This window comes from Pseudomonas sp. S35, assembly GCF_009866765.1.
GTDB lineage: Bacteria > Pseudomonadota > Gammaproteobacteria > Pseudomonadales > Pseudomonadaceae > Aquipseudomonas.
Genome location: NZ_CP019431.1, coordinates 3,058,878 through 3,071,463, shown reverse-complemented (window position 1 = coordinate 3,071,463; position 12,586 = coordinate 3,058,878). Strand labels below are relative to the sequence as shown.

General features: G+C 59.8%; 14 protein-coding genes and 1 pseudogene. 9 read left to right on the top strand and 6 right to left on the bottom strand.

What is annotated here, in order from left to right:
• Position 1 precedes the first annotated feature (1 nt).
• Entirely contained in the window at positions 2-394 is a 393-nt protein-coding gene (locus PspS35_RS13560; RefSeq protein WP_159935248.1) for a hypothetical protein, read from the bottom strand.
• Between the two features lie 181 nt (positions 395-575).
• Between PspS35_RS13560 and PspS35_RS13555 the strand changes: the two genes are divergently transcribed.
• Positions 576-1,385: a hypothetical protein gene (locus tag PspS35_RS13555; protein WP_159935246.1), complete on the top strand. Its 810-nt coding sequence runs from the start codon at positions 576-578 to the stop codon at positions 1,383-1,385.
• Between the two features lie 72 nt (positions 1,386-1,457).
• On the opposite strand, the gene ykgO is transcribed toward PspS35_RS13555, so the two are convergent.
• Positions 1,458-1,613 (bottom strand): type B 50S ribosomal protein L36, encoded by a 156-nt coding sequence (gene ykgO / locus PspS35_RS13550; RefSeq protein ID WP_019816741.1) that lies wholly within the window; start codon positions 1,611-1,613, stop codon positions 1,458-1,460.
• Between the two features lie 165 nt (positions 1,614-1,778).
• Here ykgO and PspS35_RS30315 point away from each other — a divergent pair.
• The 3 genes and pseudogenes from PspS35_RS30315 to PspS35_RS13540 all read left to right on the top strand — a co-directional run.
• Positions 1,779-2,027, top strand: a pseudogene (locus PspS35_RS30315) (site-specific integrase); the annotation flags it as partial.
• A gap of 20 nt (positions 2,028-2,047) precedes the next feature.
• Positions 2,048-3,634: an ABC-F family ATPase gene (locus tag PspS35_RS13545; protein ID WP_081797888.1), complete on the top strand. Its 1,587-nt coding sequence runs from the start codon at positions 2,048-2,050 to the stop codon at positions 3,632-3,634.
• 198 nt (positions 3,635-3,832) lie between these two features.
• Positions 3,833-5,008 (top strand): MFS transporter, encoded by a 1,176-nt coding sequence (locus tag PspS35_RS13540; protein ID WP_159935244.1) that lies wholly within the window; start codon positions 3,833-3,835, stop codon positions 5,006-5,008.
• Here PspS35_RS13540 and PspS35_RS13535 read toward each other — a convergent pair.
• The gene (locus PspS35_RS13535; protein ID WP_159935242.1) at positions 5,002-6,039 is read right to left on the bottom strand and encodes a dienelactone hydrolase; all 1,038 of its coding nucleotides are present in this window, start codon (positions 6,037-6,039) and stop codon (positions 5,002-5,004) included. The genes PspS35_RS13540 and PspS35_RS13535 overlap by 7 nt on opposite strands.
• Before the next feature lie 211 nt (positions 6,040-6,250).
• Positions 6,251-6,862 carry an FMN-dependent NADH-azoreductase gene (locus PspS35_RS13530; RefSeq protein WP_159935240.1) on the bottom strand — a complete coding sequence of 204 codons (612 nt, stop codon included), beginning with the start codon at positions 6,860-6,862 and terminating at the stop codon, positions 6,251-6,253.
• 125 nt (positions 6,863-6,987) lie between these two features.
• Here PspS35_RS13530 and PspS35_RS13525 point away from each other — a divergent pair, with 125 nt between their 5' ends.
• On the top strand, positions 6,988-7,896 hold the full coding sequence (locus PspS35_RS13525; RefSeq protein ID WP_159935238.1) for a LysR substrate-binding domain-containing protein: 909 nt from the start codon (positions 6,988-6,990) through the stop codon (positions 7,894-7,896).
• On the top strand, positions 7,893-8,249 hold the full coding sequence (locus PspS35_RS13520) for an MmcQ/YjbR family DNA-binding protein (RefSeq protein ID WP_159935236.1): 357 nt from the start codon (positions 7,893-7,895) through the stop codon (positions 8,247-8,249). Before PspS35_RS13525 ends, PspS35_RS13520 begins: the two co-directional genes overlap by 4 nt.
• On the opposite strand, the gene PspS35_RS13515 is transcribed toward PspS35_RS13520, so the two are convergent.
• Together PspS35_RS13515 and PspS35_RS13510 are read right to left on the bottom strand one after the other, a co-directional pair.
• Positions 8,238-8,621, bottom strand: a complete 384-nt coding sequence (locus PspS35_RS13515; protein WP_159935234.1) for a DUF1294 domain-containing protein — start codon at positions 8,619-8,621, stop codon at positions 8,238-8,240. The genes PspS35_RS13520 and PspS35_RS13515 overlap by 12 nt on opposite strands.
• Positions 8,618-9,448, bottom strand: coding sequence for an undecaprenyl-diphosphate phosphatase (locus tag PspS35_RS13510; protein ID WP_159935232.1), 831 nt, complete (start codon positions 9,446-9,448; stop codon positions 8,618-8,620). The genes PspS35_RS13515 and PspS35_RS13510 overlap by 4 nt, the downstream gene beginning before the upstream one ends.
• Positions 9,449-9,680: 232 nt before the next feature.
• Here PspS35_RS13510 and PspS35_RS13505 point away from each other — a divergent pair, with 232 nt between their 5' ends.
• From PspS35_RS13505 to PspS35_RS13495, 3 genes are all read left to right on the top strand, one after another.
• Positions 9,681-11,315, top strand: a complete 1,635-nt coding sequence (locus PspS35_RS13505; RefSeq protein WP_159935230.1) for a methyl-accepting chemotaxis protein — start codon at positions 9,681-9,683, stop codon at positions 11,313-11,315.
• 172 nt (positions 11,316-11,487) lie between these two features.
• A complete protein-coding gene (gene pnuC / locus PspS35_RS13500) occupies positions 11,488-12,051 on the top strand; it encodes a nicotinamide riboside transporter PnuC (protein WP_159935228.1) in 564 nt (187 codons plus the stop codon).
• Entirely contained in the window at positions 12,048-12,578 is a 531-nt protein-coding gene (locus tag PspS35_RS13495) for an AAA family ATPase (protein WP_159938043.1), read from the top strand. The genes pnuC and PspS35_RS13495 overlap by 4 nt, the downstream gene beginning before the upstream one ends.
• The last annotated feature ends 8 nt before the right edge of the window (positions 12,579-12,586 follow it).

Sequence of the window (12,586 nt, the reverse complement as noted above, 5' to 3'; positions counted from 1 at the left end):
ACTACATGTGTGGGTGCAGGTAAGCGATCTCAATCCGAACGTTAGTGCGGTCTTTTGTCATTTCGTTAATCAACTCGCAGCGAGCGTTGTTCAAGTGCCAACGCAGATGAGACCTGGACTGCCCCACTTTTATTTTATTGACATTGTGCAACCCACACTCAAAAGCCTTTTCAAAATAAGGGTGTGACACGTGGTTTTTACTCAACGTGTCTTTAAGCTCATCCAAATACTTGCGCGCGCGAAGGTGCAGCCCTTCGTTGGTAGTTAGAAACCCCGGATCATATTTCAAAACATCAGAATCCCGAGAGTATGAGATTAAGTCCCACAGGCTCTTATCAAACGCTCGCAGGCCGTCTCGAAGAATTTTGCGCGCACCGCTGGGTAAATGCTCCATGCCGACACCCCTCTATTCCTACCGATATTCAGACGCCAAACTATCATACAAGCGCGCCTAAAGATCTTGCACACTCAGCCGATCCTCCGATGACTCCTACGCATTCGCCCGTCGACAGCGCCGTGAATATTAGCGCTGGCCGCATGGAGAATCGCCAGCCGAACTGCCTCAAGGATGCCTCATGATTCGACTGTTTCTAGCGTCATGCTTTTTTTGCCTGTGCGCCAATGTTCAAGCCGCCCAAGTCGCAGCCCCTCTGGACATGGCTGCATCGCAGAAGATCGTCAACGCCTTCAAGGACGACTACGAAGATGATTTCAAAAGCGACATGGCGCGGGTTCCGACATTTGCCTTCCCTACTGCGGAACAATCTTACGTCTATGCCAAATATATGAACAAAGCGTTCGAAAAGGCTGGCTACAGTATGGATCAAACGCTGTACAGCTACTTCAAGGCCGAGCGGACAGCCAGCGTGGTTTTGTTTATGTCAAAAATAAACCTTGAAACTTATGCCATTTTTCTAAAAAACGACGCCATTGGCGCAGCGTTCAAACGGGCCGGAGGCGCAAGCGATCGGACCCTGCAATATGCCAAGGATATTGCTCGCGAAATGCCGATCACGTCAGCAGATTACATTGTCGAGGGTGACCCGAACTATAAGATCGAGGGCGTGCCAGATAACCTTCCTATCCGTCACGAAAGGTTGCTTGGCTACGTTAAGCAAGGTAGCGGCCCGTGGCTTGGTTGGCTGTATCTCGAATCCCTCACCAACCGTGGCGAGCAAAACGGAATCGGGATCGTAGACATGCGAGATAATCTGCCCGAAGGGGAAGCGTCCATCTGGAAGCAACTCATTAACAAAAAAGTCAAAGTCGAAGGCGCGTATTTCACGGTGCGGGGTGTGTCGATGGGCGTCCCAGAAAGCAAGGTGATCGCGACAGATCCTAGCTTTTTCGACCGAAAGGTCGCTTTGACATTCAAGACGCTGTAAGTCCCCCCGCTCAACGTGATCAACAAGCAGCCCGGCCCAGCGCCGGGCTGCTTGCATCTGGCAACGCCTGGCTCAACCTTTGCCCTTGTTCTTGTTCTTCGCACTGCCCTGACGCGCTTTGAATTTCGGATTGGATTTGCAGATCACGTAGATCCGCCCTCGGCGCATCACGATCTGGCAGTCGCGGTGACGGTTTTTCGCTTCTTTGAGTGAGGACAACACTTTCATCGGTAAGGCGCCTTGAGTTGATATGTTATTACGTATCTTAAATGCGAATACGAACGCTTATCAACTTTTATCGCCGCGCCCCCCTCGCTAAAAACGCCCAGGCGGTTTTCGGTACCGCAGGGCCTGATCAGGTTCGCGCCAGCCAAGCCCGGTAAAACGGCGATTGAGTGGGTCGCAACGCTCAAAGCTCTGAATATCCATCGTCGGCCGCCATACAACTGTCGTCACACCTATGCGACAATACGCATTATGTCTGGCATGAACCCCGCCTTCATCTCCCAGCAGCTTCGCCTTTGTGTGCAGATGCTGCTCTTGACTTATGCGCGTTGGATCAACTCAAGCTCGGACTGGAGCGAAATGCAAAAGCTCCAGATTGGTCCCACATTGGTCCCAGTTCAAATAAGCGCACCCTAAGCTATTGATAGGTAAAGTAATTGATCTCCACAGCTAACATCACCATGCAGTTCGGCGCCAAGCCGCTCTTCGAGAACGTCTCGGTCAAGTTCGGCGCCGGCAACCGGTATGGTTTGATCGGTGCCAACGGTTGCGGCAAGTCGACCTTCATGAAAATCCTCGGCGGCGACCTTGATCCGTCCGGCGGCCAGGTCATGCTGGAGCCGAATGTGCGCCTGGGTAAACTGCGCCAGGACCAGTTCGCCTACGAAGAATTCACCGTGCTCGACACCGTGATCATGGGCCACGAGGAGCTGTGGAAGGTCAAGGCCGAGCGCGACCGTATCTACTCGCTGCCGGAAATGAGCGAAGACGACGGCATGGCTGTGGCCGAGCTGGAAACCGAGTTCGCCGAGATGGACGGCTACACCGCCGAATCCCGTGCCGGCGAGCTGCTGCTGGGCCTGGGCATTCCCCTGGAACAACACTTTGGCCCGATGAGCGAAGTGTCTCCAGGCTGGAAACTGCGTGTGTTGCTGGCCCAGGCGCTGTTCTCCGATCCTGAAGTGCTGTTGCTCGACGAACCGACCAACCACTTGGACATCAACACCATTCGCTGGCTGGAAAACATCCTGACCCAGCGTAACAGCCTGATGATCATCATCTCTCACGACCGTCACTTCCTGAACAGCGTGTGCACCCACATGGCTGACCTGGACTACGGCGAGCTGCGTCTGTTCCCGGGCAACTACGACGAGTACATGACCGTGGCGACCCAGTCCCGCGAGCAACTGCTGTCGGACAACGCCAAGAAGAAGGCACAGATCTCCGAACTGCAATCCTTCGTCAGCCGCTTCTCGGCCAACGCCTCGAAAGCCAAGCAAGCGACGTCCCGTGCCAAGGCGATCGACAAGATCCAGTTGGCCGAGGTCAAGCCTTCGAGCCGTGTGAGCCCGTTCATCCGTTTCGATCAGAACAAAAAACTGCACCGCCAGGCTGTCATGGTCGAAAAAATGGCCAAGGGTTTCGACGGCAAACCACTGTTCAAGGACTTCAGCTTCCAGGTTGAAGCCGGCGAGCGCGTGGCGATCATCGGCCCGAACGGTATCGGCAAGACCACCCTGCTGCGTACCCTGGTCAACGAATTGACCCCGGACGCAGGCTCCATCAAGTGGACTGATGCAGCGGAATTGGGCTACTACGCCCAGGACCACGCGCACGACTTCGAAGACGACGTCACCCTGTTCGACTGGATGGGCCAGTGGACTCAGGGCGAGCAGATGATTCGCGGTACTTTGGGCCGCATGCTGTTCTCCAACGACGAGATCCTCAAGTCGGTCAAGGTGATCTCCGGGGGTGAGCAAGGTCGCATGCTCTTCGGCAAGCTGATCCTGCAAAAGCCGAACGTGTTGATCATGGACGAACCGACCAACCACTTGGACATGGAATCCATCGAGGCGCTGAACCTGGCGCTGGAGAACTACCCGGGCACGCTGATCTTCGTCAGCCACGACCGTGAGTTCGTATCGTCCCTGGCAACCCGCATCATCGAGTTGAGCGCCGACGGCGTGATCGACTTCAGCGGCACCTATGATGACTACCTGCGTAGCCAAGGCGTCGTGTTCTAAGAACAACGCTCAACTGCAGGGCCAAGTAAGTCAAAATGTGGGAGGGGGCTTGCCCCCGATAGCAGTGTCTCAGTCAATATATCCGTTGACTGACACTCCGCTATCGGGGGCAAGCCCTCTCCCACATTGATATTGCGGTGGCGTCAAAGTCGGGTTATGCCATCATGGCCCTCACCGCCCGCCCGCGAACGAGTGCCCATGTCTACCGCTGCCCCCTCCTCCTTGTCGGTCACCCTGCAGATCGTCTCTATCGTGTTCTATACCTTTATAGCCTTTATCTGCATCGGCCTGCCGATTGCGGTAATCCCAGGCTATGTGCACGAACAATTGGGTTTCAGCGCCGTGGTGGCGGGGATCACCATCGGCTCGCAGTACCTGGCGACCCTGCTCAGCCGGCCGATGGCCGGGCGCATGTCGGACAACGTCGGCACCAAGCGCGCGATTGTGCTGGGGTTGGCGGGCATTCTGGTCAGTGGTGTGCTGACGTTTTTCGCAACCCTGGTCGAAAGCACGCCCAGCCTGAGCCTGGGCATTCTGATCGTCGCGCGGCTGTTGCTCGGCGTGGCACAAGGCTTGATCGGCGTGGGCACCATCAGTTGGTGCATGGGCCAGGTCGGCGCCGAGCACACGGCACGGTCGATTTCCTGGAACGGCATTGCGTCCTACGGCGCCATCGCCATCGGCGCGCCGCTCGGGGTGGTGATGGTGGCGGAATATGGCTACAACAGCCTGGGCCTGGCGCTGACAGTGCTGGCGGCGTTGGGTTTGGTGCTGATTCGCAATAAACCGTCAGTCCCCGTGGTACGCGGCGAGCGGCTGCCGTTCTGGGCCGTGTTCGGCCGTATCGCACCGTTTGGGGCGAGTTTGTGCCTGTCATCCATTGGCTATGGCACCCTCACCACCTTTATCACGCTCTACTACCTCAATCGCGGCTGGCAAGGCGCCGCATACTGCCTCACGGTGTTTGGCGTGTGCTTTATCCTGTCGCGCCTAGTGTTTATTTCGGCCATCAGCCGCTTTGGCGGTTTCAGCGCCGCCATCGCCTGCATGCTGATTGAAACCCTGGGCCTCACCCTGTTGTGGCTCGCGCCATCCACCGGCGTCGCCTTGATCGGCGCCGGCCTGACTGGCTTTGGTCTGTCGCTGGTGTACCCGGCGCTGGGTGTGGAAGCCATCAAACAAGTCCCCAACAGCAGCCGTGGCGCAGGGTTGAGTGCGTATGCGGTGTTTTTTGACCTGGCGCTGGCGATTGCCGGGCCGCTGATGGGGTTTGTGGCGCTCAACCTGGGGTATGGCTGGATCTTCTTTTGCGCAGCCTTGCTGTCGGTCACGGCACTGGGCGTGACCTTGCTGCTCAAGCGCCGCGCTTACTGATCCGCCGTCTGAAGGCCAGCGCGAGATGGCTCACTTAAGGTGTGAGCGAAAAAGCGCCCGGCCTCGGACACCAGATCACGATGGATGCCTTCGCGGTCGACACCATCGGCATCGGTGCAGATCGCCGGCATGGCGGCCATCTGGTCGCTGTCACACGGCGCCATGAACACGAAGTGCCCTGCCCCGGCCAACAGCTTGAAGTTCGGCGGCTGCGGCAGCTTGCGCGCCAGGGCCGCAGCATTTTTGTCCACGGCCACCAACTTGTCGCCGTCGCCGCTGTAGAGCAGCACCGGCACATGCACGTCGGCCAGGGTGTGACGCCCGAACATCAGGCTCAGTGGCGCCATCAACATCAAGGCGTGGATACGCGGGTCGGATTGTGGCTGCAAATCATCACGGTCCACCACCAATTCGCCTTTGGTGGTGCAGGCGTCGCGGTCTTCCGGGCGCTCCTGGCAATAACGGCGCAGACGATCAAAATCCGGCTTGGCCCCCGCCAGGATCAACGCGGTTTCGCCGCCGGCGGAATAGCCGATGACCCCGACCTGGTCGATGTCTACGAACGGCGACAGCATAGGGTCGGCCAGGGTGGCGGTGATCGCTTCGGAAATCTGGATCGGCCGCCCGTACAAGTTACTCAACGTACCCAGGCGGCTGTGGTCCTTGTAGTTGTCGCCAGGGTGCAACACGGCGACCACCACAAAGCCTTTGCGTGCCAGGGACGTGGCCAGGTCATGCAAGGCCAGCGGCGTGCCGGTGTTGCCATGGGACAGCATCAGCATCGGGAAACGGCCGATGGCGATCTTCGAATCTTCGGTGGCGGCGACGTGATAGGCGCCCAACTGCGTGGTGTGCTCAAGGCCGGTGGACGGATAGAACGCCACGGCTTTCATCGGCTGCAGGTCAAGCGGGTCGAGAAACGTCATGCGATGAAAGCCGACACTCCAATGGGGGTGCGGCGCAGGCGCGGCATGCACTGAAATCAGGCCACCGAGCAAGGAAAGAACCATAACAGCACAAAGACGCATCATGGGGATGTCCACCTTTGCTGCGTGAGAACCGACATGTCGAATGAAAAGTCCGGGGTATTGAACCCATGCTTGCACAACCTGGGCCATATCAAAGAAGACAGCGGGTAAACGAAAAAACTCCGTACTCCGGTCGCGTTCAGGCGAGCAGAATACAGAGTTTAGGCGCTCGGCTTCAGATTGAAACCGACAGCAGAGGATATTTACACAAGCCTTACGCGGCAGCGAACAATTGTTCGTTGATCACTACGTTGGCGTCGCTCAGGGACTTGCTGCGCACTTCATCACCGTAGGCCAGGCCTTCGGCCCGCACGATTTCGATATCGGTGATACCGAGGAAGCCAAACAGCAGTTTCAGGTAGCCTTCATGGGCCGCACCCGACGCCTGACCCGCATGCAAGCCACCGGCGGTGGAGACGATGATGACTTTCTTATTGCCGCACAGGCCTTCCGGGCCGGCTTCGGTGTAGCGGAAGGTCTGGCCGGCGACGGCGATACGGTCGATCCAGGCTTTGAGTTGGGTCGGGATGGTGAAGTTGTACATCGGCGCACCAACCACGATGGCGTCGGCAGCGAGGAATTCAGCCAGGGACGAAGCGCTTAGCTCAGCTTCGTGCTTTTGCGCGGCGTCGCGCAGTTCGGCAGCAGTGCCCAACGCACCCAGGGTGGCGCCGGAGAAGTGGTTGATGCCTTCGCTGGCCAGGTCACGGTAAGTCACTTCTACACCTGGTTCGGCAGCCTGCCAGGCCTTCACCACACCGGCACTGAGCTGACGGGAAGCCGAGTTGTCGCCGAGGATGCTGGAATCGATATGCAACAGTTTCATGATGGATCTCCGAGGTGGGATCGACTAGGGCGATCAGATGGTGGTGATGCTACGCATGAAACCAATACTCGATAAGTCGGCTGTTGTGCGATAGTTTGTCCCACTGACAGGACAATAGGCTCGCCATGCAAGACCTCAACGACCTCTACTATTTCGCCAAAGTCGTCGAAGCCGGCGGTTTCGCGGCCGCCGGTCGGCTGCTGGGCATTCCTAAATCACGGCTGTCGCGGCGCATTGCCGAGCTGGAAGAGCGCCTGGGCGCACGCCTGCTGCAACGCACCACGCGCCAGTTAACCCTCACCGCCGTCGGCGAGCGCTACCTGCGCCACTGCCAGGCGATGCTGCTGGAAGCCGAGATGGCTGATGAGGCTGTGGCGAGTATGTCCAGCGAGCCCCGTGGGCGGCTACGTGTGACCTGCCCGGTGGGCTTGGCACACAACATGATGCCGGACGTGGTCGCCGGGTTTCTGGCAGCGCACCCTCAGGTGCAGTTGGAAATGAGCCTGGTCAACCGCCGAGTCGACCTGGTGGCCGAGGGCATCGATGTGGCGTTGCGGGTGCGCGAGCATGGCGATGAAGACCCACTGCTGGTCACCAAGCGCCTGCGCCCGGCCCAGACCGCACTGGTTGCCAGCCCCAACTTCTTGCACGGCCGTCATATCAGCAGCCTTGATGACCTCAAGCAGTTGCCGATACTCGGCGCACTGGAGGCGGACCGTATGGTGCACCAACGCATCATCGACCCACAGGGCAACCCCCACGACCTGATCATGGAAGCGCGCCTGGGCGTGGATGACTTCAATGTGCGCAAGGCCAGCGCCATCATGGGCCTGGGCTTTACCGTGCTGCCAATGATGTATTGCGAGGAGGAATTGGCCAACGGCCACCTGGTGCAATTGCTGCCGCAATGGTCACTGCCGGGCGGCTGGTTGCAGGCCGTTTACCCGCACCGGCGCGGCGTGCTGCCGGCCATTCGGGCCTGGATCGATTACCTGGAAGAAGGCTTTAAAAGCTGCGGAGACCGCCTGCTATGAAGATGAGCGAAGAGCAAGTCGCTACGTTCTGCCTGAGCCTGCCCGGCGCGCGGGAAGACTACAAATGGGGCGGCGTGCGGGTGTTTTCGATTGCCGGCAACAAGATGTTCGCCCTGCAAAACCTGCGCGGCGACTCACTGGCGCTCAAGGTCGACAAGGAACTGTTCCTCGGCCACGTCGACCGCCCCGGCATCCACCCCGCGCCGTACCTGGCGCGTGCACAGTGGATCATCATGAACACGCCCTACCCGCTGGGCGCCGATGAAGTGCGTGGCTTGTTGCAGCGTTCCCACCAACTGGTGGTGAACAAACTGCCCAAGCGCACGCAGATCGGGTTGCGGCTAGAGGACTGATAGCAACGTGCCGCCGAGGAACAGCTGGTCCAGCCAGAACACCTGGTGCAGCAGCACGATGACCCAGAACAACACTTGGTAAGACACCTTGCGCGTCTTGTGGCGCAACACCTGCTGGGCGATCAACGCCCCCGGCCAACCGCCCGCCAGTTCCACGGCGTGGAGGATGTTTTCCGGGGTGCGCCAACTGTCCGTTTGCGCCTTGCGCTTGTCGCGCCAGTACAGCAAAAACGCAATCACGCTGACCACGCCATAGGCCGCCAGCGGCATCACGGTTTCGCCACGCAGCCACACCAATACCGACCCCACCAGCGGCGCCGCGCACAGCAGCATAAAAATCGCCGCCTTCAAGCGCGGGTGCTGGATGCTCATGCCTTGGCCGCCGCCCAGTCGATCCAACCGAACTGCCAGGTCGCCAGGATCAGCAGGCCAAACCCGATCCGATACCAGGCAAACGCCGCATAACTATGGCTGGCGATGAACTTGAGCAGGCCCTTGACCGCGATCATCGCGAAGATGAACGAGGTGATGAAACCCACGGCAAACACCGGCAGGTCCGCTGGCTGGAACAGGTCGCGGTACTTGTAGCCGGAGTACACCGCGGCGCCGACCATGGTCGGCATGGCCAGGAAGAACGAGAACTCGGTAGCGGTCTTGCGCGACAGGCCGAACAGCAGGCCGCCGATGATGGTCGAGCCGGAACGCGAAGTGCCCGGGATCATCGCCAGGCACTGGGCAAAGCCGACCTTGAGCGCGTCTTTCCAGGTGATGTCGTCGACGGTCTCGGCGTGCACTTCATGCTCGCGGCGCTCGGCCCACAACATGATGACGCCGCCCACCACCAGCGCCGTGGCCACGGTGATCGGGTTGAACAGGTAGTGATGAATCAGGTCGGCGAAGATCACCCCCAGCACCACGGCCGGCAGGAACGCGATCAACAGATTGATCGTGAAACGCTGCGCCGTGCGCTGGGTCGGCAAGCCGGTAACGACATCGAGAATCTTGCGCCGGAACTCCCACACCACCGCCAGGATAGCGCCGAGCTGGATGATGATATTGAAGGCCATCGCACGCTCGCCGCCGAAGTCGAGCAAGTCGGCCACGATGATCTGGTGCCCGGTGCTGGAAATCGGCAGGAACTCCGTCAGCCCCTCCACTACGCCAAGAATCAATGCCTGAATGGCGGTCCAAAAATCCATGCTTCCCCCAAAGGTCATGCGCGGCGGCATGCCTTGTTAGTCTTTTTTAATGGTTCACTGACGACGAGCGCGCTGAAGGCCTGGTGTTGATGGTGGTCAACGCCAGCCTGCAAAAATGCTGTAAAAATCAGGCAGTACTCAGGTTTTGCGATTACAGGCCGAAAGCCTATCAGACAAGGCGTAAAAGTCGATGCGACGCCCACAATTATAAAAAGCCCGGAGTGACAGGACGATGAACAGTTTGCGCAATATGTCGATCAGCCGCCGCCTTTGGCTGATCCTGATAGTCGCCGTGCTGATGCTGCTGGCCCTGGGTTTGCTGATGCTCAAGCAGATCCATGACGACCTCTACCAAGCCAAGCGCCAACAGACCCAACACGTGGTCCAGACCGCCAGCGGGATCCTGACGTTTTATCACGGCCTGGAAACCACCGGCGTGATGACCCGTGACGCCGCCCAGAAACAAGCCTTGAGCGCTGTACGCGGCTTGCGTTATGACCATGACGACTACTTCTGGATCAACGACCTCACGCCCGTGATGATCATGCACCCGGCCAACCCCAAGCTCGACGGCCAGAACCTGTCGGCCATCCGCGACCCGGACGGTTTTGCGGTGTTCAACGAATTTGTCAGCCTGGCCAAGGCCAAGGGCGCCGGCATCGTCAACTACCGCTGGCCCAAGCCGGGTGCCGAAGCGCCGGTGGCCAAGACCTCGTACATCCAACTGTTCGAGCCCTGGGGCTGGATTATCGGCTCGGGTGTGTATGTGGACGACGTGCAGGCCGAGTTCACCGGCCAGGTGTGGAAAGCCTCGTTGATCGGCCTGGGCATTGCGCTGGTGATGGGCCTGCTGGTGTCGCTGATCGCCCGCAGCATTGTGCGCCCGTTGCAGGACGCGGTGAATGCCATGGGCAATATCGCCAGCGGCGAAAGCGACCTGACCCGCAGCCTCGACACTCATGGGCGTGACGAAATCACCCAACTGTCCCAGCACTTCAACAGCTTCACCGCCAAGCTGCGCCAAGTGGTGAGCCAGTTGCAGGTGTGCGCCAACGCCTTGGGCCAGTCCTCCACCGACCTGGGCAACAACGCCAGCCAGGCCCATGACCGCAGCCAACAGCAATCGCAACAGATGGAACTGGTGGCCACCGCCATCAATGAAGTCACCTATGGCGTGCAGGACGTGGCCAAGAACGCCGAACACGCCGCCAGCGAAATGCGCGATGCCCAGGCCCAGGCGCAACAGGGCCAGGTCAATATCGACGGCAGCCTGAAGCAAATCGACCAACTCTCCAGCACCATCAGCCAGGCGGTGGAAGTGATTCGCACCCTGTCCAGCGAAAGCACCCAGATCGGCGGTGTGCTGGAAGTGATCCGCTCCATCGCCGACCAGACCAACTTGCTGGCCTTGAACGCCGCCATCGAAGCGGCACGTGCCGGCGAGCAGGGTCGCGGGTTCGCCGTGGTCGCCGACGAAGTCCGGCTGCTCGCCCAGCGCACGCAAAAATCCACCGCCGAGATCCAGGCGATGATCGAGCGCCTGCAAGGCCACTCGGAAGCGGCGGTCAAGGTAATCAGCGACAGCCACAGCGCCTCGCAACTGACCATCGAACAAGCGGGCCAGGCCGGTGCCAGCCTCACCGCCATCGGCCAGGCGCTACACAACCTCAACGGCCTGAACGCCTCGATTGCCAGTGCCACGTTGCAACAGGCGCATGTGGTGGAGGACATCAACCAGAACGTCACCCAGGCGGCTGGGCTGTCCCACAGCACGGCATTGGCAGCGGAGCAGTCCAGCGTGGCCAGCGTGCATTTACGCGGCTTGAGCGAACAACTCGACGGCCTCCTGCGCCAGTTCAAAGTCTAAACCTGTCGAGGGCAATACCGTAATCAGCAGGCCTGTTGTGGCCAGCAGGCTTGCTGTGGTGAGCGGGCTTGCCCCGCTCACCACAGCAAGCGCCGCCAACAACAGCCAACGCCTACAAGCGGCCCTCTTTGGTTACAATCACCGCCCTCTCCCACTCCCCCAAGGAACCACCATGTCCGGGCTTGAACTGTTCGCCGCTGCCCTAGGGGTGATTGCTGTCTGGCTGACGGTCAAGCAAAACCCCTGGTGCTGGCCCATCGGGCTGGTGATGGTGTTGCTGTACACCTGGGTGTTCTACGACGTGAAACTCTATTCCGACATGCTGCTGCAGGTGGTCTATGCCGGCCTGCAACTGTATGGCTGGTGGCAGTGGACCCGTGCCGGCGAGGTCAGGCAGGGGCGCCAAGTCACGAGCCTGGGCGTGCCGGCGATCATCACCAGCCTGGCCATCGGCGCGGTGGGCAGCCTGCTGCTCGGCGCCGCCATGGCCCACTGGACCGATGCCGCACAACCCTGGCTCGATGCCGCGCTCACCGGCTTCAGCCTGGTAGCGCAGATGTGGATGGCACAGAAGCGCGTGCAATGCTGGCCGTTGTGGATCGCCGTGGACGTGATCTTCGTCGGGCTGTTCCTCTACAAAGGCCTGTACCTCACCGCCGCACTCTATGCCTTGTTTACCGTGATCGCCGTGCAAGGCTGGCGTGAATGGCGCGCCGACCCGGCGCTGCAACCATGAAGGTGGTGGTACTGGCGGGGCCTGAATCCAGCGGCAAAAGCTGGCTGGCCGCCCAGTTGCACGGGCACTTGGGCGGTGTGATGGTCGGTGAATACGTGCGCTATTTCATCGATCACCATCGGCGCGATACGTGCCTGGCAGATATCCCGGCCATCGCCCACGGCCAACTGGCCTGGGAAGACGCCGCACGCGCCGAGCAACCTCGCCTGCTGATTCTCGACACCCACCTGCTGACCAATAAGCTGTGGAGCCAGACGCTGTTTGGCGACTACCCGGCGTGGCTCGACGATGAACTGTTGGCACGCCATTACGACCTGCACCTGCTGCTTTCGCCGGAAGATGTGGAGTGGACAGCCGATGGCCAACGCTGCCAGCCCGAGTTGGCGGATCGCCGTGCGTTTTTCCAGGGCAGCCTGGACTGGATGCAGCAGCATCAACAGCCGGTGGTGGTGATTGGGGGGGATTGGGAGGCGCGCCGGATCGCGGCGTTTACAGCGGTAGAGCAACTGCTTGCACAACCACTGTAGTAGGGAGC

What these genes read in the sequence shown, in the direction of transcription:
- PspS35_RS13560 (WP_159935248.1), bottom strand. Translation starts at nt 394, where the DNA reads ATGGAGCATTTACCCAGCGGTGCGCGCAAAATTCTTCGAGACGGCCTG.
- PspS35_RS13515 (WP_159935234.1), bottom strand. Translation starts at nt 8,621, where the DNA reads ATGAGCATCCAGCACCCGCGCTTGAAGGCGGCGATTTTTATGCTGCTG.
- PspS35_RS13525 (WP_159935238.1), top strand. Translation starts at nt 6,988, where the DNA reads ATGCAAGACCTCAACGACCTCTACTATTTCGCCAAAGTCGTCGAAGCC.
- PspS35_RS13535 (WP_159935242.1), bottom strand. Translation starts at nt 6,039, where the DNA reads ATGATGCGTCTTTGTGCTGTTATGGTTCTTTCCTTGCTCGGTGGCCTG.
- PspS35_RS13540 (WP_159935244.1), top strand. Translation starts at nt 3,833, where the DNA reads ATGTCTACCGCTGCCCCCTCCTCCTTGTCGGTCACCCTGCAGATCGTC.
- pnuC (WP_159935228.1), top strand. Translation starts at nt 11,488, where the DNA reads ATGTCCGGGCTTGAACTGTTCGCCGCTGCCCTAGGGGTGATTGCTGTC.
- PspS35_RS13520 (WP_159935236.1), top strand. Translation starts at nt 7,893, where the DNA reads ATGAAGATGAGCGAAGAGCAAGTCGCTACGTTCTGCCTGAGCCTGCCC.
- PspS35_RS13495 (WP_159938043.1), top strand. Translation starts at nt 12,048, where the DNA reads ATGAAGGTGGTGGTACTGGCGGGGCCTGAATCCAGCGGCAAAAGCTGG.
- PspS35_RS13530 (WP_159935240.1), bottom strand. Translation starts at nt 6,862, where the DNA reads ATGAAACTGTTGCATATCGATTCCAGCATCCTCGGCGACAACTCGGCT.
- PspS35_RS13505 (WP_159935230.1), top strand. Translation starts at nt 9,681, where the DNA reads ATGAACAGTTTGCGCAATATGTCGATCAGCCGCCGCCTTTGGCTGATC.
- ykgO (WP_019816741.1), bottom strand. Translation starts at nt 1,613, where the DNA reads ATGAAAGTGTTGTCCTCACTCAAAGAAGCGAAAAACCGTCACCGCGAC.
- PspS35_RS13510 (WP_159935232.1), bottom strand. Translation starts at nt 9,448, where the DNA reads ATGGATTTTTGGACCGCCATTCAGGCATTGATTCTTGGCGTAGTGGAG.
- PspS35_RS13555 (WP_159935246.1), top strand. Translation starts at nt 576, where the DNA reads ATGATTCGACTGTTTCTAGCGTCATGCTTTTTTTGCCTGTGCGCCAAT.